Origin of the sequence: Streptomyces blattellae (genome assembly GCF_009709555.1) — a bacterium.
Classification (GTDB): domain Bacteria; phylum Actinomycetota; class Actinomycetes; order Streptomycetales; family Streptomycetaceae; genus Streptomyces; species Streptomyces blattellae.
In genome coordinates this window covers 38383-64563 of record NZ_WJBG01000228.1, presented here as the reverse complement: position 1 = coordinate 64563, position 26181 = coordinate 38383, and the positions used below count along the sequence as shown (strand labels likewise).

Sequence of the window (26181 nt, the reverse complement as noted above, 5' to 3'; positions counted from 1 at the left end):
ACGGGAAGATCCCACTCTGGACTCAGCCCAGTAATGTGACCTGCGTCACGCGGCCTGTCCTCGGCGCCGGGACCAGACGTGGACTAGCCCGCCCGATGCACCACGGCGTCGCACAACTCCACCAGCGCCGCCTTCGCATCGCACTCCGGCAGCGGAGCCAGCGCGGCCCGCGCGTCCTCCGCATACCGCACCGTGTCCCGCCGCGCCTGCTCCAGCGCCGGATGCCCCCGCAGCCCCGCGAGCGCCTCCGCCAGCCGCGCGTCGTCACTCAGGTCGGAGTCCAGCAGTTCGCACAGGGCGACATCCTCGGCCAGCCCGAGCCGGGCCGCCCGTTCCCGCAGCCGCAGCACCGGAAGCGTCGGAATCCCCTCACGCAGATCGGTCCCCGGCGTCTTCCCGGACTCGTGCGAGTCGGACGCGATGTCCAGCACGTCGTCGGCGAGCTGGAAGGCGACCCCGAGCCGCTCCCCGTACTGCGTCAGCACGTCGATCACCGTCTCGTCGGCGCCCGACATCATGGCCCCGAACCGGCATGACACCGCGACCAGCGATCCGGTCTTCCCGCTCAGCACGTCCAGGTAGTGCTCGACCGGATCCCGGCCGTCCATCGGACCGGCCGTCTCCAGGATCTGTCCGGTCACCAGCCGCTCGAACGCCTCGGCCTGCACCCGCACGGCCTCCGGCCCGAGATCGGCGAGGGTGTGCGAGGCGCGGGCGAACAGGAAGTCACCGGTGAGGACGGCGACCGAGTTGCCCCAGCGGACGTTGGCGCTGGGCACCCCGCGCCGTACGGCCGCCTCGTCCATCACGTCGTCGTGGTACAGCGTCGCGAGGTGCGTCAGCTCGACGACCACGGCGGACGGCACGACCCCCGGTGCATACGGGTCCCCGAACTGCGCGGAGAGCATCACAAGCAGCGGCCGGAACCGCTTGCCGCCGGCCCGCACCAGATGCTGCGCGGCCTCGGTGATGAACGGGACCTCACTCTTGGTGGCTTCGAGCAGCCCTTCCTCGACAGCCGTCATTCCGGCCTGGACATCGGCTTCCAGAGCCTGGTCCCGCACGCTCAGCCCGAACGGCCCGACGACGGTCACGAGGGGTCTCCTGTCTGCTGGTGTCCACTGGCGGTTACACGGTTCGTCGATAGGTCGCTGCCATCAATCAAGTCAGCGTATCCGGTCACCTTTCGATCACCTATGCCACCCACCCGCGCAGTACGGGCGGTATCGGATCACGAACGGTATGTTTTTGATCATCTGAAAAGGGTGGATATATATTGACTTACCAAGAAATAGGGGAATGTGAGCATGAACATCCGTACATCCTTCCCCTACCAGACGACTCACGAGGACCTCCGTGTCCCCCTGTCGGACGGGAGCCTGCTGTACGCGCGCGTGTGGCGCCCGCTCACCGACCAGCCCGTACCGGCGCTCCTCGAATACCTCCCCCACCGCCTGACCGACTGGACCGCCCAGCGCGACTTCCGGCGCCACCCCTGGTACGCGGGCCACGGCTATGCCTCCGTCCGGGTCGATGTGCGCGGGCACGGCAACAGTGAGGGCAGGCCGGGCGACGAGTACTCGGTGACGGAGCTGGCCGACGGGGTCGAGGTGGTCAACTGGCTGGCCGCGCAGCCCTGGTGCGACGGCAAAGTGGGCATGTTCGGCATCTCCTGGGGCGGCGTCAACTCCCTCCAGATCGCGGCCCTCGCGCCCGAGCCGCTCAAGGCGATCGTGACCGTCTGCTCCACGGACGATCGCTATGACAACGACGTGCACTACATGGGAGGTTCCGTCCTCGCGGTGGACACGCACGCGTGGGCCGCCGCCCTGCTCGCCTTCACCTCCCGGCCGCCCGACCCGCGGTACGTCGGCGAGGCCTGGCGCGACATGTGGATCGAGCGCCTGGAGGCCGTCCAGCCCCTCATCCACACCTGGCTCGCCCACCAGACACGGGACCGCTACTGGCGCCACGGCAGTATCTGCGAGGACTACGGCGCGATCAAGGCGGCAGTCCTCGCGGTGGGCGGCTGGCACGACCCGTACCGCGACACGGTGCTCCGGCTCGTCGAGCACCTTCCGTCCGATCGCGTGCGAGGCCTGATCGGCCCCTGGTCGCACCGGTACCCCGACCGCGGCCTGCCACCCGGCCCGGCGACCGGCTTCCTCCAGGAGACGCTGCGCTGGTGGGACCACTGGCTGAAGGGCAAGGGCACACTCCCCGAGCCCCTGCTGCGCGCCTACGTCACCGACTCCCACCGCCCGGCCACGGCCTACGGCGCCCTGCCCGGCCGCTGGGTCGGCGAGCCCGCGTGGCCCTCCCCGAACGTGACGACGGTGACGTACGCCTGTCAGGGCACCCCCGTCCTCGTACGGTCGCCGATGTACACCGGGATCGACGCCGGCCGTTTCCTGCCCATCGGGGGCGATGCCGACCTGCCGCCGGACCAGCGGGAGGAGGACGCGCGGTCGGTGTGCTTCGAGTTTCCGGTGGCCGAGGAGACGTGGGTGCTGGGGCGGCCGCGGGTGAGGCTGCGGGTGACCGCGGGGGCGGCGCGGGGGCAGGTTGTGGCGAGGGTATGTGACATAGCACCGGACGGCTCGTCGACCCTCGTCACGCGCGGAGCGCTGAACCTCTCGGCGCGGCAGGGGCGCGACCGGGCGGTTCCATGGGCTCCGGGTACCACCGAAGAGGTGACCTTCGAGCTGAATGCCATCGGCCACGCCTTCCCGCCCGGGCACCGCATCCGGCTGGCCGTCTCGTCCGCGTACTGGCCGTGGATCTGGCCGCAGCCCGACTCGGCGGCGGGCTTCACCCTGGACCCGGCGGGCAGCTTCCTCGAAGTGCCGGTACGGGAGCGCGAATTTGACCGGAATATCCGTTTCGAGGAACCCGGGCAGGCCGAGCCGCCGGGCGCGACCCGCGGCGTAGCCGCTGATGGATGGAGCCCCGCCACACTCGACGAGCCACGGCCCGAGCGCCTGGTGGTGCGGGACGTCGCCCGGGGCGCCTGGCGCTTGGAGGTCGACCCGCGGTACGGCGGCACGCGCATGTACCCCGACGGCCTGGAATGCACCGAGGACGCGCTGGAGACGTACGCGATCGACGAGGCGGACCCGCTCTCGGCCCGCACCCGCTCGGACTGGTCGATCCGGCTGCACCGCCCGGAACGGGGCTGGGACACCGCGGTCCGCACCCGCTCGGAGATCAGCTGCGAGGGGGACCACTTCGTCACCTCCGACGAGGTGATCTGCACGGAGGGCGGCCGAGTCCTCTTCCATCGGACATGGGAGAAGCGCATCCCGCGAACGGCCGGTTAATAAGGCCCACTTGGCCTGATTGCCCGTTTTGCCGCACTTGCGCATAGGCGTGACTTGACTCACTCCCCGGCCCGCACAGAAGGCGCACAGGCACCCGCCGATCCGCCTTTCCGCCACGCCAGTTGAGCTTGGCAACCGCAAAGGATCAAGCGACACATTCACCACCACACCAAGGTCAATAGGTGCGAGGTGTGAATCCGCTACTTGTTCCGGACATGTGCTCTCGCATACGTTCCCGGCCAGTCGGGCGGACGCCGAATCCTGCCACCGCCCGAGCGACCCGTTGACGAACTCACCGCACGGCAGGAGCGGGGGACCCAGGTAAGCCGCCGGACCGGCCACACGCCGGGATGGCTCGGGGTGAAGCCACGCCCGCGGGTGTGGCCGGGCACCTCCCAGCCCGAACCCGACAGCTCACCTCGCAGGCGTCGGAGAGGAACTTCGTCATGGCTGCAGCCGATAAGCACCGCCGTACCCGAACCGCCCGCATCACCCGCGCCATCGCCGTGGCCGGCACCAGCGTCGCCGTCCTCGCCCTGCCGGTCATCGGCGCGACCAGCGCCTCGGCGGCCACCCCGGCCGTGGCCACCGCCACCTCGCTGGGCTACGCCGACAACCTCGACGGCTGGATCCGGGCGTCCCTCCAGGTGATGGCGGAGAACGACATCCCCGGGTCCTACGACGGCATCTACCGCAACATCATGCGGGAGTCCTCGGGCAACCCGGCCGCCATCAACAACTGGGACTCCAACGCCGCCGCGGGCACCCCGTCGAAGGGCCTCCTCCAGGTCATCGACCCGACCTTCCAGGCGTACCACGTGGCCGGCACCTTGTTCGACCCGTACGACCCGGTCGCGAACATCACCGCCGCCTGCCACTACGCGTACCACCGGTACGGCTCGATCGACAACGTCTTCGGCCCGTACTGAGAACCACCGGCAGGGAAGAGGCGTTCGAGGACGACGGCGATGCCGTCGTCCTCGTTCGACAGGGTGATCTCGTCGGCCACCGCCTTGAGTTCGGGATGGGCGTTGGCCATGGCGACGCCATGAGCCGCCCAGTCGAACATGGGGATGTCGTTGGGCATGTCCCCGAAGGCGATGGTCTGCCCAGGTCCCAGCCCCAGGTGCTCGGCGGCCAGCGCGAGACCGGTCGCCTTGGTCACTCCGCATGGCTGGAGTTCGACGGTGCCGGGCCCGGACATGGTGACCGTCGCGAGAGAACCGACCACGGCGCGGGCCGTCGCCGCCAACTCGTCGTCGGACAGGGTGGGATGGCGCAGCAGCACCTTGCTGATGGGCGCGCACCACAGGTCGTCGCGGCGCCCCACGCGTACGGCGGGCAGGGTCGGGTGGGGCATCAGGTACCCCGGCTCGATCAGCGTGAGCCCGTCGACGCCGTCCTGGTCGACGGCGGCGTACACCTGCCCGACCTCCGCCTCGATCTTGCCGAGCGCGGTCTCGGCCAACTCCCGGTCCAGCGTGACGGACCACAGCAGACGGTCCGCGCCGGAGTCGTACACCTGCGCGCCCTGCCCGCACACCGCGAGCCCCCCGCACCCGAGGATGTCGAGCAACGGCCGCACTCGCGGCGCCGGCCTCCCCGTTACCACCAAGTGCCGGGCGCCGAACGCCGTCACCTGCGCAAGCGCGGCGAGCGACCGGTCGGAGAGCGTGTCGTCGCCTCGGAGCAGCGTGCCGTCCAGGTCAGTGGCGATGAGTGAATATGCGGTGGGTGCGGCCATGATCAGAGAATACGGACAGAAAGCCGGACCGACTCGACGCGAACAGGACGCCTCCTACGGGGACTTCGGCCGGAGAGCCCCCGTTTCACTCCCCCGGGACGCCCGTGATCGCTGACACCGTGGTTGCGCTTACACCGTGATTGCGCTGACGCCGTGGCGCCTCCTTACCGGGGACACCACCGACAGGCCACAGCCGCCGTAACGTGTGCCGCGACCACATGACACACCTGTCATGGCCGACACTCCTGTCATGACCGACGGACCCGTCATGACCGACAGGACTGTCATACGGACCGCACGAAAGCGAGGCAGCACCCATGCCCCCCTTCGATGTCCCCGAGGGTGACCCCTTCGGCCCGCACAACCTTCCGTACGGTGTCTTCTCCCCCGCCGGTACCACCGAGCGGAGGGTCGGGGTCCGACTCGGCGACCACGTCCTCGACGCGGGCGCGGCGGCGCACGCGCTCGGCTCGCCGTACGCCCCCCTGCTCGCCCGTCCGACCCTCGGCCCGCTGCTGGCCGCGGGCCGCACCGCCTGGTCGGACGTACGGCGCGCGCTGACCGCATGGCTGACGGTGCCGTCCCACCGGGGGACCGTCGAGCCGCTGTTCCACCCCCTGTCCTCGGTGACCCTGCACCTCCCCTTCGAGGTCGCGGACTACGTCGACTTCTACGCCTCCGAGAACCACGCCCGGAACGTCGGCCGAATCTTCCGCCCAGACTCCCCCGACTCCCTGACCCCCAACTGGAAGCATCTGCCGATCGGCTACCACGGCCGCTCCGGCACGGTGGTCGTGTCGGGCACGGATGTCGTACGACCGTCCGGGCAGCGCAAGTCCCCCGCCGACCCCGCGCCCGTCTTCGGCCCCTCCGTCCGCCTGGACATCGAGGCGGAGGTCGGCTTCGTGGTGGGCGTGCCGTCGCCGATGGGCCGACCGGTGGCGCTCGGCGACTTCCGGGACCACGTCTTCGGCCTCTGCCTCCTCAACGACTGGTCCGCACGCGACATCCAGGCCTGGGAGTACGTCCCCCTCGGCCCGTTCCTCGGCAAGTCCTTCGCCACGTCGGTGTCGGCGTGGATCACACCGCTGGACGCGCTGGAGGAGGCGCGGGTGGCGCCGCCGGAGCGGACCCATGCGCTGCTGCCGTATCTGGACGACACCGCGCCCGACGCGGAGCCCGGCGGCTACGACCTGCGTATCTCGGTCGCCGTCAACGGCCATGTGATCTCCGAGCCCCCCTTCTCCACCATGTACTGGACGGCCGCCCAGCAACTGGCCCACATGACCGTCAACGGCGCCTCCCTGCGCACCGGCGACCTCTACGGCTCCGGCACGGTCAGCGGCCCGGCCGAACACCAACGCGGCTCCCTCCTGGAACTGACCTGGAACGGCCGCGACCCTCTCGAACTCCCCGACGGCAAGCGGACGTTCCTGGAGGACGGGGACACGGTGACGCTGTCGGCTTGGGCACCGGGCGCGGACGGGGCACGGGTCGGGTTGGGGGAGGTTGGGGGGAGGGTTGTGGCGAGGGGCTGAGGGGGGCGATGAGGCGGGGCCGGCTGAGGGGGGCCACGCAGGGAGGCGCCGTAGGGGGGCGCCGTAGGGGGGCGCCGTAGGGGGACGCCGTAGGGGGACGCCGTAGGGGGACGCCGTAGGGGGACGCCGTAGGGCTGAGGTGGATGCGGCTGGCTCAGGAAGGCCGACGCGGGGAGGGCTGACCGAGGGCCGGGCTCGGGAAGGCCGACACGGGAAGCTGATGTCGGGATCGGGTGGTGCTTGTCCCATGACGCGGGCGGCCATCGCCGTCATACTTACGGCGGGCGGGATGCCCAGCAGCCGCGTCCCCCGCCCGAAGCGAAGCCCTCCCCGACCAGGATCCGGAGACCCTGGCATGACCGTCTGCCTTCTCCTGCTGAGCGTCGTCGCCCTCACGGCCGCCGTGCCGGTCCCGCGTGCGCTCACCCGGGCGGTGTGGCCGGAACGGGAACCCGTGATCGGGCTGTGGGCGTGGCAGTGCCTGGTCGCCACGGTGCTGCTGTGCTGTCTGACGGCGCTCGTACTGGGCACGGCCGCCGTCTTCCACACCGTCCGCGACCGGGTCTTCGCCCCCGCGCCGCCCTCGGTGGCCGCCGCGTACGACCTGTCCACGGCCCCGGCCTGGGCCGCCGCCCTCACCCTGCTGCTGGCGTGCGGGGCCGCCTGGACGACGGCGATGCTCGCCCGCGAACTGGTCGAGGCCCGCAGGCGCCGCGGCCAGACCCGGGCGCACCTGCGCGAACGCGCCCCCGAGTTGCCGGCCGGACTGGGGGCCGCCACGCGCGGCCCGCTCCTGGTCCTTGAGGACGAGTACCCCGACGCCTGGTGGATGCCCGGCAACCCGCCCCAACTGGTCGTCACCACCGGCGCCCTGCACCGGCTGACCGACCACCAGCTCGACGCCGTCCTCGCCCACGAACGCGACCACGCCCGCGCCCACCACGACTGGCTGCTGCACCTGTCCACGGCCCTCGCCACCGGATTCCCCCGCATCCCGCTCTTCGCCCACTTCTGCGACCAGACCCACCGCCTGGTCGAACTCGCCGCCGACGACACGGCGTCCCGGCGGTGCGGCCACCTGACCACCGCGCTGGCGTTGATCGAGCTCAACCAGCACCGGGGCGTCCTCTCCTGCGCATCCAGCCACCGCCTGCTGGGCGAACGCGTGAACCGTCTCCTGGAGCCCCGCCCGCGACTGGGCCGCCCCCGCAGGATCATCGCGACGGCGACGGCCGCGTTGGTGCCGTTGGTGCCGCTGCTGATCCTTTTCGGCCCGGGGCTGACGGCGTTGGCGTAAGGGCCGGAGCAGACGGGTGCCGCCGCTGCTTCGAGTCCGCTGCTTCGGGTCGCGGTTGAAAGCCGGCTTGGCCCAGAAGTAGCCGAGTGCGGTGAGGGCGAGGCACCAGGCGATCGCGAGCCGAGGGTCATCAGCAGGATGCCCGGGACGAGGCAGGCGATGTACGACGAGGCAGGCGATGTACGCGGAGCGGTCGGTGCCGCCGCCTCCGATCCCTGAACGATCGTGGCGCCATGCACGCCAATGCGCTTCTGGAGCAAGCGATGGCACCGGAGTGGCACCACATAGCGCCACCCGGCAACCATGTGACGCCCCCGCCGTGTCGCAGACGCCCCGCACGGTCGCCGGCTCCCACGACGTGGACTCGCCGACCGACCACTGGGCGCCGACAGCAAGGCCCGCTGACAGCCCACGGCAAGGCCCCGCCGGGAGCCAACGGCAAGACCGCTACATCCAGCCGTCCGGCTCCGGCTCCGCGTCCATCTCGGGCCATTGGTCGTCGTCTCCCGTCGCCCCGGCGACCACGGGAGCGGTGCCGGGCGCCCCGCCCTCCAAGCCGGGTCCGCCGCCCTCCAGCGCGGCCAGTACCGCGATGACACCTTCCCCGTACGTCGTGAGCTTCTTCTCGCCGACCCCGCTGATGCCGCCGAGCCCTCGCACCGATGTGGGCCACACCGTGACGATCTCCCGGAGCGTGGCGTCATGGAAGATCACATACGCCGGGACGCCCTGCTCACGGGCCTGCTCGGCACGCCACGCGCGCAGCGCTTCGAAGGCGGGGAGCAGCGACTCGGGCAGTTCGGCCACGGCCGCCTTGGGCTTGCGGTCGCCGCGGCCGGACGAGGAGGACGTCGTACGCGCGGGCGCCGGCTTCTTCGGCTCCTTGCGCAGCGGCACCTCCCGCTCCCGCCGCAGCACCGCCCCGCTCGCCTCGGTCAGTACCAGCGTGCCGTACTCCCCCTCGACCGCGAGCAGCCCCTGCGCCAGCAACTGCCGTACGACGCCCCGCCATTCGGCCTCGGACAGCTCCTCGCCAATACCGAACACGGAGAGCTGGTCGTGGTCGAACTGGATCACCTTGCCGGTGCGCTTGCCCAGCAGGATGTCCACGATCTGGACCGCGCCGAACTTCTGCCCCCGCTCCCGCTGCAGCCGCACCACCGTCGACAGCACCTTCTGGGCGGCGACGGTGCCGTCCCACGTCTCCGGCGGGGTCAGGCAGGTGTCGCAGTTGCCGCAGCCCGCCGGATCGGGATCCTGACCGAAGTAGGCGAGCAGCTGGCCCCGGCGGCACTGAGCCGTCTCGCACAGCGCCAGCATCGAGTCCAGGTGGGCGGCGGCCCTCCGCCGGAACGCCTCGTCCCCCTCGCCGGACTGGATCAGCTTGCGCTGCTGTATGACGTCGTTGAGCCCGTACGCCATCCAGGCGGTGGAGGGCAGACCGTCCCGGCCCGCACGCCCTGTCTCCTGGTAGTACCCCTCCACCGACTTCGGCAGATCCAGGTGCGCGACGAACCGTACGTCCGGCTTGTCGATCCCCATGCCGAAGGCGATGGTCGCCACCACGACCAGACCGTCCTCCCGCAGGAACCGGGACTGGTGCGCCGCGCGCGTGCCCGCGTCCAGACCGGCGTGGTACGGCACCGCCTCGATGCCGTTGCGGCTGAGGAACTCGGCCGTCGACTCCACCGACTTGCGCGACAGGCAGTAGACGATGCCCGCGTCGCCCGCGTGCTCCTCACGCAGGAAGCTCAGCAGCTGCTTCTTGGGGTCGGCCTTCGGCACGATCCGGTACTGGATGTTGGGCCGGTCGAAGCTCGCCACGAAGTGGCGGGCCGTCGGCATCTTCAGCCGCTGGGTGATCTCCTGGTGGGTCGCGTGCGTGGCCGTAGCCGTGAGCGCGATCCGCGGGACGTCCGGCCAGCGCTCGCCGAGCAGGGAGAGGGCCAGATAGTCGGGGCGGAAGTCGTGGCCCCACTGGGACACGCAGTGCGCCTCGTCGATCGCGAAGACGGCGATCTTGCCGCGCGAGAGCAGGTCGAGGGTGGTATCCAGCCGCAGCCGCTCCGGCGCCAGATACAGCAGGTCCAGCTCGCCCGCCAGGAATTCCGCCTCCACCACCCGGCGCTCGTCGAAGTCCTGCGTGGAGTTCATGAACCCGGCGCGCGCACCGAGCGCCCGCAGCGCGTCCGCCTGGTCCTGCATCAGCGCGATGAGTGGCGAGACGACCACGCCCGTACCGGGTCTGACCAGGGACGGGATCTGGTAGCACAGTGACTTGCCGCCCCCGGTCGGCATGAGCACGACGGCGTCCTCGCCGGCCACGACATGCTCGATGACCGCTTCCTGCTCGCCGCGGAAACTGTCGTATCCGAAGACCCTGTGGAGCGTGGCCAGAGCCTCGCTCTCGGCTACCGCTGTCATGCCACCGATCCCGCCCGTCCCACCCATCGCTGTGCCCCCGTACGCCGTACCTCGACCACTGCCTCCACGATAGGGGCCCGCTCTGACAGTGCCGGAGTTATCCACAGGCTCCGTCCGCCCCGCGACCCACGGAACAGCAGCCCCTCACGCACCGCCGCCCGGCACCCCAGAGCAAGGGGTGCCGGGCGGCCGTACGTCCGGATCGGTTCAGCGCACGAACACTCCCGACTGGCTGGCCAGGTCCAGGAAGTACTGCGGTGCCACACCGAGCACCAGCGTGACCGCCACGCCCACGCCGATGGCCGTCGTCGTCAGCGCGGACGGCACGGCGACCGTCGGGCCCTCGGGCCGGGGTTCGCTGAAGAACATCAGCACGATGACGCGGATGTAGAAGAACGCGGCGATCGCCGACGAGATCACGCCGACCACGACCAGCGGACCCGCGCCACCCTCCGCCGCCGCCTTGAACACGGCGAACTTCCCGGCGAAACCGGAGGTCAGCGGAATGCCCGCGAAAGCCAGCAGGAACACCGCGAACACGGCCGCCACCAGCGGCGAACGGCGCCCGAGACCGGCCCACTTGGACAGGTGCGTCGCCTCACCGCCGGCGTCCCGTACGAGCGTGACCACCGCGAACGCGCCGATCGTCACGAACGAGTAGGCGGCCAGATAGAAGAGGACGGACGACACCCCGTCCGGCGTGGTCGCGATGGCACCCGCGAGGATGAAGCCCGCGTGCGCGATCGACGAGTACGCCAGCAGCCGCTTGATGTCGGTCTGCGTGATCGCGACGATCGCACCGCCGAGCATGGTGACGATCGCGACCGCCCACATGACCGGCCGCCAGTCCCAGCGCAGACCGGGCAGCACCACGTACAGGATCCTGAGCAGCGCGCCGAACGCGGCCACCTTGGTCGCCGCCGCCATGAATCCGGTGACCGGCGTCGGTGCGCCCTGGTACACGTCCGGCGTCCACATGTGGAACGGGACCGCGCCCACCTTGAACAGCAGACCCATCACCAGCATCGCCGCGCCGATGAGCAGCAGCGCGTCGTTGCCCATGGTGTCCGCGAGCGCCGGGGTGACGTTCGTGACCGTGCCGTCGACGACCTGCGCGATCGTCGCGTACGACACCGAGCCCGCGTAGCCGTACAGCAGCGCGATGCCGAACAGCGTGAACGCGGAGGCGAACGCGCCGAGCAGGAAGTACTTGACCGCGGCCTCCTGCGACATCAGCCGCTTGCGGCGGGCGAGCGCGCACAGGAGGTACAGCGGGAGAGAGAAGACTTCCAGGGCGATGAACAGCGTCAGCAGGTCGTTGGCCGCCGGGAAGACCAGCATGCCCGCGATCGCGAACAGCAGCAGCGGGAACACCTCGGTGGTGGTGAACCCAGCCTTGACCGCGGCTTTTTCACTGTCGCTGCCCGGCACCGACGCGGCCTGCGCGGCGAACGAGTCGACCCGGTTGCCGTGCGCCGCCGGGTCAAGGCGCCGTTCGGCGAAGGTGAACAGACCCACCAGACCGGCGAGCAGGATCGTGCCCTGCAGGAACAGCGCCGGCCCGTCGACCGCGATGGCGCCCATCGCCGCGATGCCCGCGCGGGTCGTGCCGTATCCGTCCGCCGCGAGCGCGATGACCGCCGCGAAGGCGGCGACAAGCGCCACGACGGAGACGAACACCTGTACGTAGTATCGGGACTTGCGCGGCACGAGCGCTTCGACCAGCACCCCGACCACCGCCGCGCCGACGACGATCAAGGTGGGCGACAACTGTCCGTATTCGATCTTCGGCGACTCGATCTGCGAGATCGGTTCGGCCGCGGTTGTCCACAGGCTGTGGACGACTGGTGCGCTCACTTGGCCGCCTCCACCTCGGGCTGGGGGTCCTTCTTCTCTACGTCGGACATGGTCTGCTTGACCGCCGGGTTGACGATGTCCGTGACGGGCTTCGGGTAGACGCCCAGGAAGATCAGCAACGCGACCAGCGGGGCCACGACCACGAGTTCACGCACCCGGAGATCGGGCATCGCCGCGACCTCCGCCTTCACCGGGCCGGTCATCGTCCTCTGATAGAGGACCAGGGTGTAGAGCGCGGCGAGCACGATGCCGAACGTGGCGATGATCCCGACGACGGGGTAGCGCGCGAACGTGCCGACCAGGACCAGGAATTCACTCACGAAAGGCGCCAGCCCGGGCAGCGACAAGGTCGCCAGGCCGCCGATCAGGAACGTGCCGGCGAGCACCGGAGCGACCTTCTGCACGCCGCCGTAGTCCGCGATGAGCCGCGAGCCGCGCCGCGAGATCAGGAAACCGGCCACCAGCATCAACGCGGCCGTCGAGATCCCGTGGTTGACCATGTACAGCGTCGCGCCCGACTGGCCCTGGCTGGTCATCGCGAAGATGCCCATGATGATGAACCCGAAGTGCGAGATCGACGCGTACGCCACCAGCCGCTTGATGTCCCGCTGCCCGACGGCGAGCAGCGCCCCGTAGATGATGCTGATCAGCGCCAGTACGAGGATGACGGGCGTCGCCCACTTCGACGCCTCCGGGAACAGCTGGAGGCAGAAGCGGAGCATCGCGAAGGTGCCCACCTTGTCGACGACCGCGGTGATGAGGACGGCGACCGGAGCGGTGGCCTCCCCCATCGCGTTGGGCAGCCAGGTGTGCAGGGGCCACAGCGGCGCCTTCACCGCGAACGCGAAGAAAAAGCCCAGGAACAGCCAGCGCTCGGTGTTGGTCGCCATGTCGAGCGAGCCGTTGGCCCGCGCCTCGGCGATCTCCTGGAGCGAGAAGTTCCCGGCGACCACATACAGGCCGATCACGGCGGCCAGCATGATCAGACCGCCGACCAGGTTGTAGAGCAGGAACTTCACGGCCGCGTACGACCGTTGCGTCGACGCCACCTTCTCGCCGTGCTCGTGGGCACGGTCGCCGAAGCCGCCGATGAGGAAGTACATCGGGATCAGCATGGCTTCGAAGAAGATGTAGAACAGGAAGACGTCGGTGGCCTCGAAGGAGAGGATCACCATCGCCTCGACGGCCAGGATCAGGGCGAAGAAGCCCTGCGTCGGCCGCCAGCGCCTGCTTCCGGTCTCCAGCGGATCGGCGTCGTGCCAGCCCGCGAGGATGATGAACGGGATCAGCACGGCGGTCAGCGCGATCAGCGCCACCGCGATGCCGTCCACGCCCAGCTCGTACCGGACCCCGAACTCCGCGATCCAGGCGTGGGATTCGGTGAGCTGGTAGCGGTCACCGTCGGGGTCGAAGCGCACCAGCGTCGTGATGGCCAGCCCGAGGGTGGCCAACGAGACCAGCAGCGCCAGCCACTTGGCGGCGTTGCGCTGGGCGGCCGGTACGGCGGCCGTGGCGATCGCCCCGAGCGCGGGAAGCGCCGCCGTCGCTGTCAGCAGTGGAAAGGACATCGGTATCAGACCGCCCTCATCAGCAGGGTCGCGGCGACGAGGACCGCCGCGCCGCCGAACATCGAGACCGCGTACGACCGCGCGTAGCCGTTCTGCAGCCTGCGCATCCGTCCGGAGAGGCCGCCGACCGAGGCCGCCGTGCCGTTGACGACTCCGTCGACCAGCGTGTGGTCGACGTACACCAGGGACCGCGTCAGGTGCTCGCCGCCGCGGACCAGGACGACGTGGTTGAAGTCGTCCTGGAGCAGGTCGCGCCGGGCGGCCCGGGTGAGCAGCGACCCGCGCGGGGCGACGACCGGGACCGGGCGGCGGCCGTACTGCGCGTAGGCGAGGGAGACACCGATGACCATGCAGGCCACGGTCGCGCTGGTGACAGTCCCCGCGCTGATCGGCGAGTCGCCGTGGTCGTGTCCGGTGATGGGCTCCAGCCAGTGCAGGAAGCGGTCACCGATGCTGAAGAAGGCACCGCCCGCGACCGAGCCGACGGCCAGCAGGATCATCGGGATCGTCATCGACTTCGGCGACTCGTGCGGATGCGGCTCCGCGTGCTCGCCTCGGGTCTCGGCGGCGGGCTCCACGCTCGGCTCGGCGGGGGAAGCCGTCTTGGCGTGGCGCCAGCGTTCTTCTCCGAAGAACGTCATCAGCATCACGCGCGTCATGTAGTACGCCGTGATGGCCGCGCCGAGCAGGGCCGCGCCGCCGAGGATCCAGCCCTCGGTGCCGCCCTTGGCGAATGCCGCCTCGATGATCTTGTCCTTGGAGAAGAAGCCGGACAGACCCGGGAAGCCGATGATGGCGAGGTAGCCGAGGCCGAAGGTGACGAAGGTGACCGGCATGTACTTCCGCAGGCCGCCGTACTTGCGCATGTCGACCTCGTCGTTCATGCCGTGCATGACCGAACCGGCGCCGAGGAACAGCCCGGCCTTGAAGAAGCCGTGTGTCACCAGGTGCATGATCGCGAAGACGTATCCGATGGGGCCGAGGCCCGCGGCGAGGACCATGTAGCCGATCTGCGACATGGTCGAGCCGGCCAGCGCCTTCTTGATGTCGTCCTTCGCGCAACCGACGATCGCACCGAACAGGAGCGTGACGGCGCCGACCACGGTGACCGCCAGCTGCGCGTCCGGCGCGGCGTTGAAGATCGCTCCGGAGCGGACGATCAGATAGACGCCCGCGGTCACCATCGTCGCGGCGTGGATGAGGGCCGAGACCGGGGTCGGGCCCTCCATCGCGTCCCCGAGCCAGGACTGCAGCGGCACCTGGGCGGACTTGCCGCAGGCGGCCAGGAGCAGCATCAGCCCGATGCCGGTGAGGGTTGCCTCGCTGGTGTCACCGGCGAGGCCGGGCTCCTCGTGGCTGCCGAGCACCGGGCCGAAGGCGAAGGTGCCGAACGTCGTGAACATCAGCATGATCGCGATCGACAGGCCCATGTCGCCGACCCGGTTGACCAGGAAGGCCTTCTTCGCGGCGGTCGCCGCACTGGGCTTGTGCTGCCAGAAGCCGATCAGCAGGTAGGAGGCGAGACCGACGCCTTCCCAGCCGACGTACAGCAGGAGGTAGTTGTCGGCGAGGACGAGCAGCAGCATCGCCGCGAGGAACAGGTTCAGATAGCCGAAGAAGCGGCGGCGGCGCTCGTCGTGCTCCATGTACCCGATCGAGTACAGGTGGATCAGCGAGCCGACGCCGGTGATCAGCAGGACGAACGTCATCGACAACTGGTCGAGCTGGAAGGCGACGTCGGCCTGGAAGCCCTCGACCGGCACCCAGCTGAACAGGTGCTGGCCGAGTTCGCGTTCCTCGGCACCCTTCCCCAGCATGTCGACGAAGAGGACCACGCCGATCACGAAGGAGACGGCCGCGAGGACCGTCCCGATCCAGTGGCCGACGGCATCGAGCCGCCGGCCGCCGCACAGCAGTACGGCCGCTCCGAGCAGAGGCGCCGCCACCAGCAGCGCAATCAGGTTCTCCACGATTCAGCGACCCCTTAGAGCTTCATCAGGCTGGCGTCGTCGACCGAGGCCGAGTGGCGGGAACGGAACAGCGACACGATGATCGCGAGTCCGACCACGACCTCCGCGGCGGCGACGACCATCGTGAAGAACGCGATGATCTGGCCGTCGAGATTGCCGTGCATCCGGGAGAAGGCGACGAGCGTGAGGTTGCAGGCGTTGAGCATCAGCTCGATGCACATGAAGACCACGATCGCGTTCCGCCGGATGAGCACTCCGGTGGCGCCGATCGTGAACAACAGGGCGGCGAGATAGATGTAGTTGACCGGGTTCACTGCGACGCCTCCCCGCTGTTCGTGCGCTCCAGGCGGTCCTTGGCGCGCTGCTCCAGGGCCTTGAGGTCGCTGATCGCCTCGGTGGACACATCACGGATCTGGCCGCGCTCACGCAGTGTCTTGCTGACGGTGAGCTCGGACGGTGTGCCGTCGGGCAGGAGGCCCGCGATGTCCACCGCGTTGTGCCGGGCGTAGACGCCGGGCGCGGGCAGCGGCGGCAGGTGCTTGCCCTCGCGGACGCGCTGCTCGGCCAGCTCGCGCTGGGTCTTGGCCCGCTCGGTGCGCTCGCGGTGGGTGAGCACCATCGCGCCGACGGCGGCGGTGATGAGCAGGGCGCCGGTGATCTCGAAGGCGAAGACGTACTTGCTGAACAGGAGGGTGGCGAGGCCCTCCACATTGCCGTTCGCGTTGGCCTCGGTCAGGCCGTTGAACTCGTTCAGGGAGGCGTTGCCGATGCCCGCGACCAGCAGGATGCCGAAGCCGAGCCCGCAGAGCAGGGCCAGCCAGCGCTGGCCCTTGATGGTTTCCCTCAGGGAATCCGCCGCCGTCACGCCGACCAGCATCACCACGAACAGGAACAGCATCATGATCGCGCCGGTGTAGACGACGATCTGCACGACGCCCAGGAAGTAGGCGCCGTTGGCGAGGTAGAACACCGCCAGAACGATCATGGTCCCGGCAAGGCAGAGCGCGCTGTGCACGGCCTTCTTCATGAAGACGGTGCACAGGGCGCCGATCACCGCGACGGTCCCGAGGACCCAGAACTGGAAGGCCTCTCCGGTGGAGGTGGAGTAGGCGGCGAGCTGCGCGTTCATGCGTCCGCCCCCTTTTCCCCGGCCGCGCCCGAAGGGCTTGCCGATGGATGCTGTTCGCCCTTGGAGACGGCGACTTGGCGCTCCGTGCCGGGCGCGGCTTCCGTCACCAGGCCCCGGTAGTAGTCCTGCTCGTCCGTCCCCGGGTAGATGGCGTGCGGTGTGTCGACCATGCCGTCGTCGAGACCGGCCAGCAGTTGTTCCTTGGTGTAGATGAGGTTGGCGCGGCTGGAGTCGGCGAGCTCGAACTCGTTCGTCATCGTCAACGCGCGCGTGGGGCACGCCTCGATGCACAGGCCGCACAGGATGCAGCGGGCGTAGTTGATCTGGTAGACGCGGCCGTACCGCTCGCCCGGTGAGTAGCGTTCCTCGTCCGTGTTGTCCGCGCCCTCGACGTAGATCGCGTCGGCGGGGCAGGCCCAGGCGCACAGCTCGCAGCCGACGCACTTCTCCAGGCCGTCCGGATGGCGGTTGAGCTGGTGCCGTCCGTGGAACCGGGGGGCAGTGGTCTTCTGCTGCTCCGGGTACTGCTCGGTCAGCCGCTTCTTGAACATGGCCTTGAAGGTCACGCCGAAGCCGGCCACCGGGTTCTGGAAACCGGGTTTGGTCTCCTTGGACTCCTCAGCCATCGGACGCCTCCTTTCCATCCAGAGATCCGTCACTGGCAGTATCCGGCCCACCACTGACAATCAGCTCCCGCTCGCCGCGCGAACGGCGCCGGGGCACCGGCGGCAGCTCCTGTCCCGGCAGTGGCGGCACGGGGAATCCGCCCGCCAACGGGTCGAAGCCCGGAGGCTCTTCAGTGGGCCGCTCGGCCGCCTTCGCCCGCTCGCGGAACATGTCGGCGGCGAAGGAGAGCAGCAGCAGGGCGAGGACACCGCCGCCGATGTACAGGGCGATGTCGGCGAAGTCGTAGTTCTCGTTCCGCAGCGTCCGCACCGTGGCGACGAGCATCAGCCAGACCACGGAGACCGGGATGAGCACCTTCCAGCCGAGCTTCATCAGCTGGTCGTAGCGCACCCGTGGGAGCGTGCCGCGCAGCCAGATGAAGAAGAACAGCAGCAACTGGACCTTGACGACGAACCAGAGCAGCGGCCACCAGCCGTGGTTCGCGCCCTCCCAGAACGTGGAGACCGGCCACGGGGCCCGCCAGCCGCCCAGGAAGAGCGTCACCGACACGGCCGAGACCGTCACCATGTTCACGTACTCGGCGAGCATGAACATCGCGAACTTGATCGACGAGTACTCGGTGTTGAAGCCGCCGACCAGGTCGCCCTCGGACTCCGGCATGTCGAAGGGGGCGCGGTTGGTCTCGCCGACCATCGTGATGATGTAGATCACGAAGGACACCGGCAGCAGGATGATGTACCAGCGGTCCTGCTGCGCCTCGACGATCGTCGAGGTCGACATCGACCCCGAGTAGAGGAAGACGGAGGCGAAGGCGGCGCCCATGGCGATCTCGTACGAGATCATCTGCGCGCACGAGCGCAGGCCGCCGAGAAGCGGATAGGTGGATCCGGAACTCCACCCCGCGAGGACGATGCCGTAGATGCCGACCGAGGCGACCGCGAGGATGTAGAGCATCGCGATCGGCAGGTCGGTGAGCTGCATCGTGGTGCGGTGGCCGAAGATCGAGATCTCGTTCCCGGCCGGTCCGAAGGGGATCACCGCGACCGCCATGAAGGCCGGGATGGCCGCGACGATCGGCGCGAGGATGTAGACCGCCTTGTCCGCGCGTTTGACGATGACATCTTCCTTGAGCATCAGCTTCATGCCGTCGGCGAGCGACTGGAGCATGCCCCAGGGGCCGTGCCGGTTGGGGCCGATGCGCAGCTGCATCCACGCGACGACCTTGCGCTCCCAGACGATGGAGAACAGCACGGTCAGCATCAGGAAGGCGAAGCAGAACACCGCCTTGATGACGACCAGCCACCAGGGGTCGCGGCCGAACATCGAGAGGTCTTCAGCGGCGAGGTACGGGCTCATGCCTCCACCTCCTTGGGGGCCTCGGTCGGTTGCGTCGCCGGGCCGATACGGACCAGGGAGCCGGGCAGCGCCCCGGTGTCGGAGGCGACGCCCCCGCCTGCGGAGTTCAGCGGGAGCCAGACCACGCGGTCGGGCATCTCCGTCACCCTGAGGGGTAGTTCGACCGTTCCCGCGGTTCCGGTCACGGCGAGGATGTCGCCGTCCTTGACGCCGGCCTCGGCGGCCGTCGCGGCCGACACGCGCGCGTGGGCGGCGTGCCGCGTCCCGGTGAGCGCGTCGTCGCCGTCCTGCAGGCGGCCCTGGTCGAGCAGCAGCCGGTGCCCTGCGAGCACGGCCTCCCCGGCGGCCGGCCGCGGCAGCACGCCCGCGGTTTCCAGCGGTTCGGTGGCCCGCGGCCCGTCCCAGGCACCGAGCCGGTCCAGCTCCGCGCGCGCGGTCCGCAGGTCCGGCAGCCCCAGGTGTACGTCCATGGCGTCGGCCAGCATCTGCAGCGCACGCGCGTCGGTCGGCGCGAGGGTGCGAGTCATGTGGTCGGGCTTGAGCGCGGCCTCGAAGGAGCGCACCCTGCCTTCCCAGTTGAGGAACGTGCCCGCCTTCTCGGCCACCGCGGCGACGGGGAGCACGACGTCGGCGAGTTCACTCACCTCGCTGGGCCGCAGCTCCAGCGACACCACGAAGCCGACCTCGTGAAGTGCTTCACGCGCGCGTGCCGGGTCGGGCAGGTCGGCGACCTCGACGCCCGCGACGAGCAGCGCCTGGAGTTCGCCCACGGCGGCGGCCTCGACGATCTGGCCGGTGTCCCGGCCGTAGCGGAGCGGCAGTTGAGCGACTCCCCAGGCCGCGGCGACCTCCTCACGCGCGCGCGGGTCGGTGGCCGGGCGCCCGCCCGGCAGCAGCGACGGCAGTGCGCCGGCCTCGATCGCGCCCCGCTCGCCGGACCGGCGCGGAATCCACACGAGGCGGGCGCCGGTCGCGGTGGCGACCCGTGCGGCGGCGGTGAGCCCGCCCGCCACGGCGGCCAGCCGCTCGCCGACGACGATCACCGCGCCCTCGGTGCGCAGCGCCTCGGCGGCCCTGGCACCGTCGTCCTCCAGGCCGACCCCGCTCGCGAGCGCGTCCAGCCACTCGGTCTCGGTGCCGGGAGCGGCGGGCAGCAGCGTGCCGCCGGCCTTCTCCAGGCCGCGCGTGGCGTGCGTGGCCAGCGCGAAGACCTTCTGCCCGTGTCCTCGCCAGGCCTTGCGCAGCCGCAGGAAGACGCCGGGCGCCTCCTCCTCGGCCTCGAACCCGGCCAGCAGGACCGCGGGCGCCTTCTCCAGGGAGGTGTACGTGACGCCCGTACCGTCGAGGTCCCGTCCGCGCCCGGCTACCCGGGCGGCCAGGAAGTCGGCCTCCTCGCCGGTGTGCACGCGCGCGCGGAAGTCGATGTCGTTCGTGTCGAGGGCCACGCGCGCGAACTTGCTGTAGGCGTAGGCGTCCTCGACCGTCAGGCGCCCGCCGGTCAGGACTCCGGTGCGCCCGCGCGATGCGAGCAGCCCCTGAGCCGCGATCTGCAGGGCCTCCGGCCACGACGCGGGGACCAGGTCGCCCTCGGCGTTGCGCACCAGCGGCGTGTCGATGCGGTCCCGCCCTTGCGCATACCGGAAGGCGAAGCGCCCCTTGTCGCAGATCCACTCCTCGTTGACCTCGGGGTCGTTGGCGGCGAGCCGTCGCATGACCTTGCCGCGCCGGTGGTCGGTGCGGGTCGCGCAGCCGCTGGAGCAGTGCTCGCACACGCTCGGCGAGGAGACGAGGTCGAACGGGCGGGAGCGGAAGCGGTAGGCCGCCGAGGTGAGCGCGCCGACCGGGCAGATCTGGATGGTGTTGCCGGAGAAGTACGACTCGAAGGGGTCGCCCTCGCCCGTACCGACCTGCTGCAGCGCGCCCCGCTCGATCAGCTCGATCATGGGGTCGCCCGCGATCTGGTTGGAGAACCGGGTGCAGCGGGCGCACAGCACGCACCGCTCCCGGTCCAGCAGCACCTGGGTGGAGATCGGGACCGGCTTCTCGTAGGTCCGCTTCTTTCCTTCGAAGCGGGACTCGGCGTTGCCGTGCGACATCGCCTGGTTCTGCAGCGGGCACTCGCCGCCCTTGTCGCAGACCGGGCAGTCCAGCGGGTGGTTGATGAGCAGCAGTTCCATCACACCGTGCTGGGCCTTCTCGGCGACCGGCGAGGTGAGGTGGGTCTTGACCACCATTCCGTCGGTGCAGGTGATCGTGCAGGACGCCATCGGCTTGCGCTGGCCCTCGACCTCGACGATGCACTGGCGGCAGGCGCCGGCCGGGTCGAGGAGAGGATGGTCGCAGAACCGGGGGATCTCGATGCCGAGTTGCTCGGCGGCCCGGATGACCAGGGTGCCCTTGGGCACACTGATCTCGACGCCGTCGATCGTCAGCGAGACGAGATCCTCCGGCGGGACCGCCGCCTCTCCCCCGCCGGAGGGAGCGTTGGTGGTCACGGTCATGCGTTCACCTCCGTGCGGTCGGCCCAGGCCGTCGACTTGGCCGGGTCGAAGGGGCAGCCGCGGCCCGTGATGTGCTGCTCGTACTCCTCGCGGAAGTACTTGAGCGAGGAGAAGATCGGCGAGGCGGCACCGTCGCCGAGGGCGCAGAACGACTTGCCGTTGATGTTGTCGGCGATGTCGTTCAGCTTGTCGAGGTCACTCATGACGCCCTTGCCGGCCTCGATGTCACGCAGCAACTGCACCAGCCAGTACGTCCCCTCGCGGCACGGCGTGCACTTGCCGCAGGACTCATGGGCGTAGAACTCGGTCCAGCGGGTGACGGCCCGTACCACGCAGGTCGTCTCGTCGAAGCACTGCAGGGCTTTCGTGCCGAGCATGGAACCCGCGGCGCCCACTCCCTCGTAGTCGAGAGGGACGTCGAGGTGCTCGTCGGTGAACATCGGCGTCGAGGACCCGCCCGGCGTCCAGAACTTGAGGCGGTGGCCCGGCCGCATGCCGCCGCTCATGTCGAGGAGCTGGCGGAGCGTGATGCCGAGCGGTGCCTCGAACTGGCCGGGATTGGCGACATGGCCGCTGAGTGAGTAGAGCGTGAAGCCCGGGGACTTCTCGCTGCCCATCGACCTGAACCAGTCCTTGCCGTTTTTCAGGATGGCGGGAACCGACGCGATCGACTCGACGTTGTTCACAACAGTCGGGCAGGCATAGAGGCCCGCGACCGCAGGAAAGGGGGGACGGAGCCGCGGTTGACCCCGGCGGCCTTCGAGCGAGTCGAGCAGTGCGGTCTCTTCACCGCAGATGTACGCGCCCGCGCCCGCGTGCACGGTGAGCTGGAGATCGATCCCACTGCCCAGGATGTTCTCGCCGAGGTAGCCGGCCTCGTAGGCCTCGCGCACGGCCTCGTGCAACCGCCGCAGAACAGGGACGACTTCACCACGCAGATAGATGAAGGCATGCGAAGACCTGATGGCATAACACGCGATGACAATGCCCTCGATGAGGCTATGCGGGTTCGCGAAGAGGAGCGGGATGTCCTTGCAGGTTCCGGGCTCCGATTCGTCGGCGTTGACAACTAGATAGTGCGGTTTTCCATCACCCTGGGGAATGAACTGCCATTTCATTCCCGTCGGGAATCCCGCGCCGCCGCGGCCACGCAGCCCGGACTCCTTCACATACGCGATGAGGTCGTCCGGTGACATGGCGAGTGCCTTGCGGAGCCCCTCGTATCCTTCGTGCCTTCGGTAGACGTCCAGCGTCCAGGACCTGTCCTCGTCCCAGAAGGCCGACAGCACGGGTGCGAGCAGCTTCTCCGGACTCGTGTCCTTGATCTCGGCAGCCAAGGTCATCACTCCCCCTCCTCGGCGGTAGGACCTGCTGGGTGGGCCGGATCGGAGGCCGAGGTGTCCTGCGGCGCGTCGTGCGAGCTCAGGTGCTCGGCCGGTGACGGCTCGTGTACGGCCCTGTCCTGCGGCTCGGTGTGCGGGCCGCCCTCCCGCGGATGGACCACGCGCGCGGGTGCGGTCTCTCCCCTGGCCAGGCGGAGGCCCACCAGCGAAGCGGGTCCCGCTCCGCCGCTCGCCTCGACGGCCCCCGGCCGCTCGTCGGGGAAGCCGGCGAGGATCCGGGCGGTCTCCTTGAAGGTGCACAGCGGCGCCCCGCGCGTGGGCTCGACCGGGCGTCCCGCGCGGAGGTCGTCGACGAGACGCTTGGCGCCGGCCGGGGTCTGGTTGTCGAAGAACTCCCAGTTGACCATCACGACCGGCGCGAAGTCGCAGGCCGCGTTGCACTCGATGTGCTCCAGGGTGACCTTGCCGTCGTCGGTGGTCTCGCCGTTGCCGACGCCGAGGTGCTCCTGGAGCTCCTCGAAGATCGCGTCCCCGCCCATCACCGCGCAGAGCGTGTTGGTGCAGACACCGACCTGGTAGTCACCGCTCGGCCTGCGCCGGTACATGGTGTAGAAGGTGGCGACCGCGGTGACCTCGGCCGTGGTCAGGTCGAGCATGTCCGCGCAGAACTGCATCCCGGTGCGCGTGACATGGCCCTCCTCCGACTGGACGAGGTGCAGCAGCGGCAGGAGCGCGGACCTGGAGTCCGGGTAGCGGGCGATGATCTCGCGCGCGTCGGTCTCCAGCCGGGCTCGAACGTCGTCCGGGTAGGCGGGCGCGGGCAGCTCGGGCATGCCCAGGCTGACGCCCCGCTCCGAAGAAGAGGTGGTCACCGGTCGACGCCTCCCATCACGGGGTCGATGGACGCGACGGCGACGATGACGTCGGCGACCTGGCCGCCCTCGCACATCGCCGCCATGGCCTGCAGGTTGGTGAAGGACGGGTCGCGGAAGTGGACCCGGAAGGGGCGGGTGCCTCCGTCGGACACGGCGTGCACCCCGAGTTCGCCCTTGGGTGACTCGACTGCCGCGTACGCCTGTCCCGGCGGCACGCGGAAGCCCTCGGTCACCAGCTTGAAGTGGTGGATCAGGGCCTCCATGGAGGTGCCCATGATCTTCTTGATGTGGTCGAGGGAGTTGCCGAGCCCGTCCGGACCCAGGGCGAGCTGGGCCGGCCAGGCGATCTTCTTGTCGGCGACCATCACCGGTCCGGGCTGCAGCCGGTCCAGGCACTGCTCGACGATCCTGAGCGACTGGCGCATCTCTTCCAGGCGGATCAGGAAGCGCCCGTAGGAATCGCAGGTGTCGGTGGTCGGGACATCGAAGTCATAGGTCTCGTAGTCGCAGTAGGGCTGCGTCTTGCGCAGGTCGTGCGGCAGGCCGGTGGAGCGCAGGATCGGGCCGGTGGCGCCGAGGGCCATGCAGCCGGCCAGGTCGAGATAGCCGATGTCCTGCATACGGGCCTTGAAGATGGGGTTCCCGGTGGCGAGCTTGTCGTACTCCGGGAGGTTCTTCTTCATCTTCTTCACGAACTCGCGGATGTGGTCCACCGCGCCCGGCGGCAGGTCCTGCGCGAGTCCGCCGGGGCGGATGTACGCGTGGTTCATCCTGAGGCCCGTGATGAGCTCGTAGATGTCGAGAATCATTTCACGATCACGGAATCCGTAGATCATGATCGTGGTGGCGCCGAGTTCCATGCCGCCGGTGGCGATGCACACCAGGTGCGAGGAGAGCCGGTTCAGCTCCATCAGGAGCACCCGGATGATCTTGGCTCGCTCGGTGATCTGGTCCTCGATGCCGAGGAGTTTCTCGACGGCGAGACAGTAGGCGGTCTCGTTGAAGAAGGACGTCAGGTAATCCATGCGCGTGACGAAGGTGGTGCCCTGCGTCCACGTGCGGAATTCGAGGTTCTTCTCGATGCCGGTGTGGAGGTAGCCGATGCCGCAGCGGGCCTCGGTGACCGTCTCGCCGTCGATCTCCAGGATCAGGCGGAGCACTCCGTGAGTGGAGGGATGCTGGGGGCCCATGTTGACGACGATGCGTTCGTCGTCGGCGCGGGCCGCGGACTGGACGACCTCGTCCCAGTCGCCGCCGGTGACCGTATATACGGTGCCCTCGGTGGTCTCACGCGGAGTTGCGTGCTGCGTGCTCATGAGTACGACCTCCGCTGGTCCGGAGCCGGGATCTGGGCGCCCTTGTACTCGACGGGGATGCCGCCGAGGGGGTAGTCCTTGCGCTGCGGGTGGCCCTGCCAGTCGTCCGGCATCATGATCCGCGTCAGGGCCGGGTGACCGTCGAAGACGATGCCGAAGAAGTCGTAGGTCTCGCGCTCGTGCCAGTCGTTCGTCGGATAGACGGAGACCAGGGACGGGATGTGCGGGTCGGCGTCCGGGGCGCTGACTTCCAGGCGGATCAGCCGGTTGTGGGTGATCGAGCGCAGGTGGTAGACGGCGTGCAGCTCGCGGCCCTTGTCGTGGAGGTAGTGGACACCGCTCACGCCTGTGCACAGTTCGAAACGCAGGGCGGGGTCGTCGCGCAGGGTGCGGGCGACGCGGAGCAGGTGCTCGCGTTCGACGTGGAAGGTGAGTTCGCCGCGGTCGACGACCGTCTTCTCGATAGCGTTGTCGGGGAGGAGGCCCTGTTCCTCCAGAGCGCCTTCGAGTTCGTCGGCGACCTCGTCGAACCAACCGCCGTAGGGGCGGCTCGCCGGTCCCGGGAGCCGGACCGAGCGGACCAGGCCGCCGTAGCCGGAGGTGTCGCCGCCGTTGTTGGCGCCGAACATGCCGCGCTGGACGCGGATCTCCTCACCGCCCTCACCGCGCTGGCCGGGGAGGTTGGAGGCGCCGAGGTCCTTTTCGGGGTTCACCCCGTTCGACGCCCCGTTGGTGCCGTTGGCGTCGCTCATCGCAGCAGCCCCTTCATCTCGATCGTCGGCAGGGCCTTGAGCGCCGCTTCCTCCGCTTCACGAGCCGCCTCCTCGGCGTTCACACCGAGCTTGGAGGTCTGGATCTTCTGGTGGAGCTTGAGGATCGCGTCCATCAGCATCTCCGGCCGTGGCGGGCAACCGGGAAGATAGATGTCGACCGGGACGATGTGGTCGACGCCCTGGACGATGGCGTAGTTGTTGAACATGCCGCCGGAGGACGCACACACCCCCATGGAGATCACCCACTTGGGGTTCGGCATCTGGTCGTAGACCTGCCTGAGCACCGGCGCCATCTTCTGGCTCACCCGGCCCGCGACGATCATCAGGTCCGCCTGGCGCGGTGAGCCGCGGAAGACCTCCATGCCGAAGCGCGCCAGGTCGTAGCGGCCGGCGCCGGTGGTCATCATCTCGATGGCGCAGCAGGCGAGGCCGAACGTGGCCGGGAAGACGGACGCCTTGCGCACCCAGCCCGCGGCCTGCTCGACGGTGGTCAGCAGGAATCCGCTCGGCAGCTTTTCTTCGAGTCCCATGACTTAAAGGCCC

General features: G+C 69.5%; 20 protein-coding genes and 1 riboswitch. Of the genes, 4 read left to right on the top strand and 16 right to left on the bottom strand.

Translation table 11 applies throughout. The features are described 5' to 3' along the window. Positions 1-83 precede the first annotated feature (83 nt). On the bottom strand, positions 84-1094 hold the full coding sequence (locus GFH49_RS33755; RefSeq protein ID WP_155059867.1) for a polyprenyl synthetase family protein: 1011 nt from the start codon (positions 1092-1094) through the stop codon (positions 84-86). Between the two features lie 213 nt (positions 1095-1307). Between GFH49_RS33755 and GFH49_RS33750 the strand changes: the two genes are divergently transcribed. Continuing rightward, positions 1308-3320 (top strand): CocE/NonD family hydrolase, encoded by a 2013-nt coding sequence (locus GFH49_RS33750; RefSeq protein WP_155059866.1) that lies wholly within the window; start codon positions 1308-1310, stop codon positions 3318-3320. Between the two features lie 283 nt (positions 3321-3603). Then, positions 3604-3763: riboswitch (cyclic di-AMP (ydaO/yuaA leader) on the top strand. Positions 3764-3766: 3 nt separating this feature from the next. Further along, positions 3767-4249 carry a transglycosylase SLT domain-containing protein gene (locus GFH49_RS33745; protein WP_155059865.1) on the top strand — a complete coding sequence of 161 codons (483 nt, stop codon included), beginning with the start codon at positions 3767-3769 and terminating at the stop codon, positions 4247-4249. Here the strand turns inward: GFH49_RS33745 and GFH49_RS33740 are convergent. Further along, the gene (locus tag GFH49_RS33740; protein WP_155059864.1) at positions 4198-5064 is read right to left on the bottom strand and encodes an HAD family hydrolase; all 867 of its coding nucleotides are present in this window, start codon (positions 5062-5064) and stop codon (positions 4198-4200) included. The genes GFH49_RS33745 and GFH49_RS33740 overlap by 52 nt on opposite strands. 317 nt (positions 5065-5381) lie before the next feature. Between GFH49_RS33740 and fahA the strand changes: the two genes are divergently transcribed. Both fahA and GFH49_RS33730 read left to right on the top strand, forming a co-directional pair. Continuing rightward, positions 5382-6602, top strand: a complete 1221-nt coding sequence (fahA, locus tag GFH49_RS33735; RefSeq protein WP_155059863.1) for a fumarylacetoacetase — start codon at positions 5382-5384, stop codon at positions 6600-6602. A gap of 355 nt (positions 6603-6957) precedes the next feature. Next, the gene (locus GFH49_RS33730) at positions 6958-7899 is read left to right on the top strand and encodes a M56 family metallopeptidase (RefSeq protein ID WP_155059862.1); all 942 of its coding nucleotides are present in this window, start codon (positions 6958-6960) and stop codon (positions 7897-7899) included. Between the two features lie 447 nt (positions 7900-8346). Here GFH49_RS33730 and recQ read toward each other — a convergent pair whose 3' ends face one another. The 14 genes from recQ to GFH49_RS33660 form a co-directional block, all read right to left on the bottom strand. Then, positions 8347-10350, bottom strand: a complete 2004-nt coding sequence (gene recQ / locus GFH49_RS33725) for a DNA helicase RecQ (protein WP_155059861.1) — start codon at positions 10348-10350, stop codon at positions 8347-8349. Between the two features lie 180 nt (positions 10351-10530). Beyond that, entirely contained in the window at positions 10531-12180 is a 1650-nt protein-coding gene (nuoN, locus tag GFH49_RS33720) for an NADH-quinone oxidoreductase subunit NuoN (RefSeq protein ID WP_155059860.1), read from the bottom strand. Further along, complete coding sequence (locus tag GFH49_RS33715) at positions 12177-13748, bottom strand: NADH-quinone oxidoreductase subunit M (RefSeq protein WP_155059859.1); 1572 nt, start codon at positions 13746-13748, stop codon at positions 12177-12179. The genes nuoN and GFH49_RS33715 overlap by 4 nt, the downstream gene beginning before the upstream one ends. A gap of 5 nt (positions 13749-13753) precedes the next feature. Beyond that, on the bottom strand, positions 13754-15718 hold the full coding sequence (nuoL, locus tag GFH49_RS33710) for an NADH-quinone oxidoreductase subunit L (RefSeq protein ID WP_155059858.1): 1965 nt from the start codon (positions 15716-15718) through the stop codon (positions 13754-13756). 14 nt (positions 15719-15732) lie between these two features. Continuing rightward, positions 15733-16032 carry an NADH-quinone oxidoreductase subunit NuoK gene (nuoK, locus tag GFH49_RS33705; RefSeq protein ID WP_107904232.1) on the bottom strand — a complete coding sequence of 100 codons (300 nt, stop codon included), beginning with the start codon at positions 16030-16032 and terminating at the stop codon, positions 15733-15735. Then, positions 16029-16847: an NADH-quinone oxidoreductase subunit J gene (locus tag GFH49_RS33700; protein ID WP_155059857.1), complete on the bottom strand. Its 819-nt coding sequence runs from the start codon at positions 16845-16847 to the stop codon at positions 16029-16031. The genes nuoK and GFH49_RS33700 overlap by 4 nt, the downstream gene beginning before the upstream one ends. Next, positions 16844-17473: an NADH-quinone oxidoreductase subunit NuoI gene (gene nuoI / locus GFH49_RS33695; protein WP_155059856.1), complete on the bottom strand. Its 630-nt coding sequence runs from the start codon at positions 17471-17473 to the stop codon at positions 16844-16846. The genes GFH49_RS33700 and nuoI overlap by 4 nt, the downstream gene beginning before the upstream one ends. Further along, complete coding sequence (gene nuoH / locus GFH49_RS33690) at positions 17466-18830, bottom strand: NADH-quinone oxidoreductase subunit NuoH (protein WP_155059855.1); 1365 nt, start codon at positions 18828-18830, stop codon at positions 17466-17468. The genes nuoI and nuoH overlap by 8 nt, the downstream gene beginning before the upstream one ends. After that, complete coding sequence (locus GFH49_RS33685) at positions 18827-21331, bottom strand: NADH-quinone oxidoreductase subunit G (RefSeq protein WP_155059854.1); 2505 nt, start codon at positions 21329-21331, stop codon at positions 18827-18829. Before GFH49_RS33685 ends, nuoH begins: the two co-directional genes overlap by 4 nt. Next, positions 21328-22677: an NADH-quinone oxidoreductase subunit NuoF gene (nuoF, locus tag GFH49_RS33680; protein ID WP_196218209.1), complete on the bottom strand. Its 1350-nt coding sequence runs from the start codon at positions 22675-22677 to the stop codon at positions 21328-21330. The genes GFH49_RS33685 and nuoF overlap by 4 nt, the downstream gene beginning before the upstream one ends. Continuing rightward, entirely contained in the window at positions 22674-23546 is an 873-nt protein-coding gene (gene nuoE, locus GFH49_RS33675; protein ID WP_155059852.1) for an NADH-quinone oxidoreductase subunit NuoE, read from the bottom strand. The genes nuoF and nuoE overlap by 4 nt, the downstream gene beginning before the upstream one ends. Then, positions 23543-24865 (bottom strand): NADH-quinone oxidoreductase subunit D, encoded by a 1323-nt coding sequence (locus GFH49_RS33670; RefSeq protein ID WP_155059851.1) that lies wholly within the window; start codon positions 24863-24865, stop codon positions 23543-23545. Before GFH49_RS33670 ends, nuoE begins: the two co-directional genes overlap by 4 nt. Beyond that, entirely contained in the window at positions 24862-25617 is a 756-nt protein-coding gene (locus tag GFH49_RS33665) for an NADH-quinone oxidoreductase subunit C (RefSeq protein ID WP_155059850.1), read from the bottom strand. The genes GFH49_RS33670 and GFH49_RS33665 overlap by 4 nt, the downstream gene beginning before the upstream one ends. Continuing rightward, positions 25614-26168 carry a NuoB/complex I 20 kDa subunit family protein gene (locus GFH49_RS33660; RefSeq protein ID WP_003998928.1) on the bottom strand — a complete coding sequence of 185 codons (555 nt, stop codon included), beginning with the start codon at positions 26166-26168 and terminating at the stop codon, positions 25614-25616. Before GFH49_RS33660 ends, GFH49_RS33665 begins: the two co-directional genes overlap by 4 nt. Positions 26169-26181 lie beyond the last annotated feature (13 nt).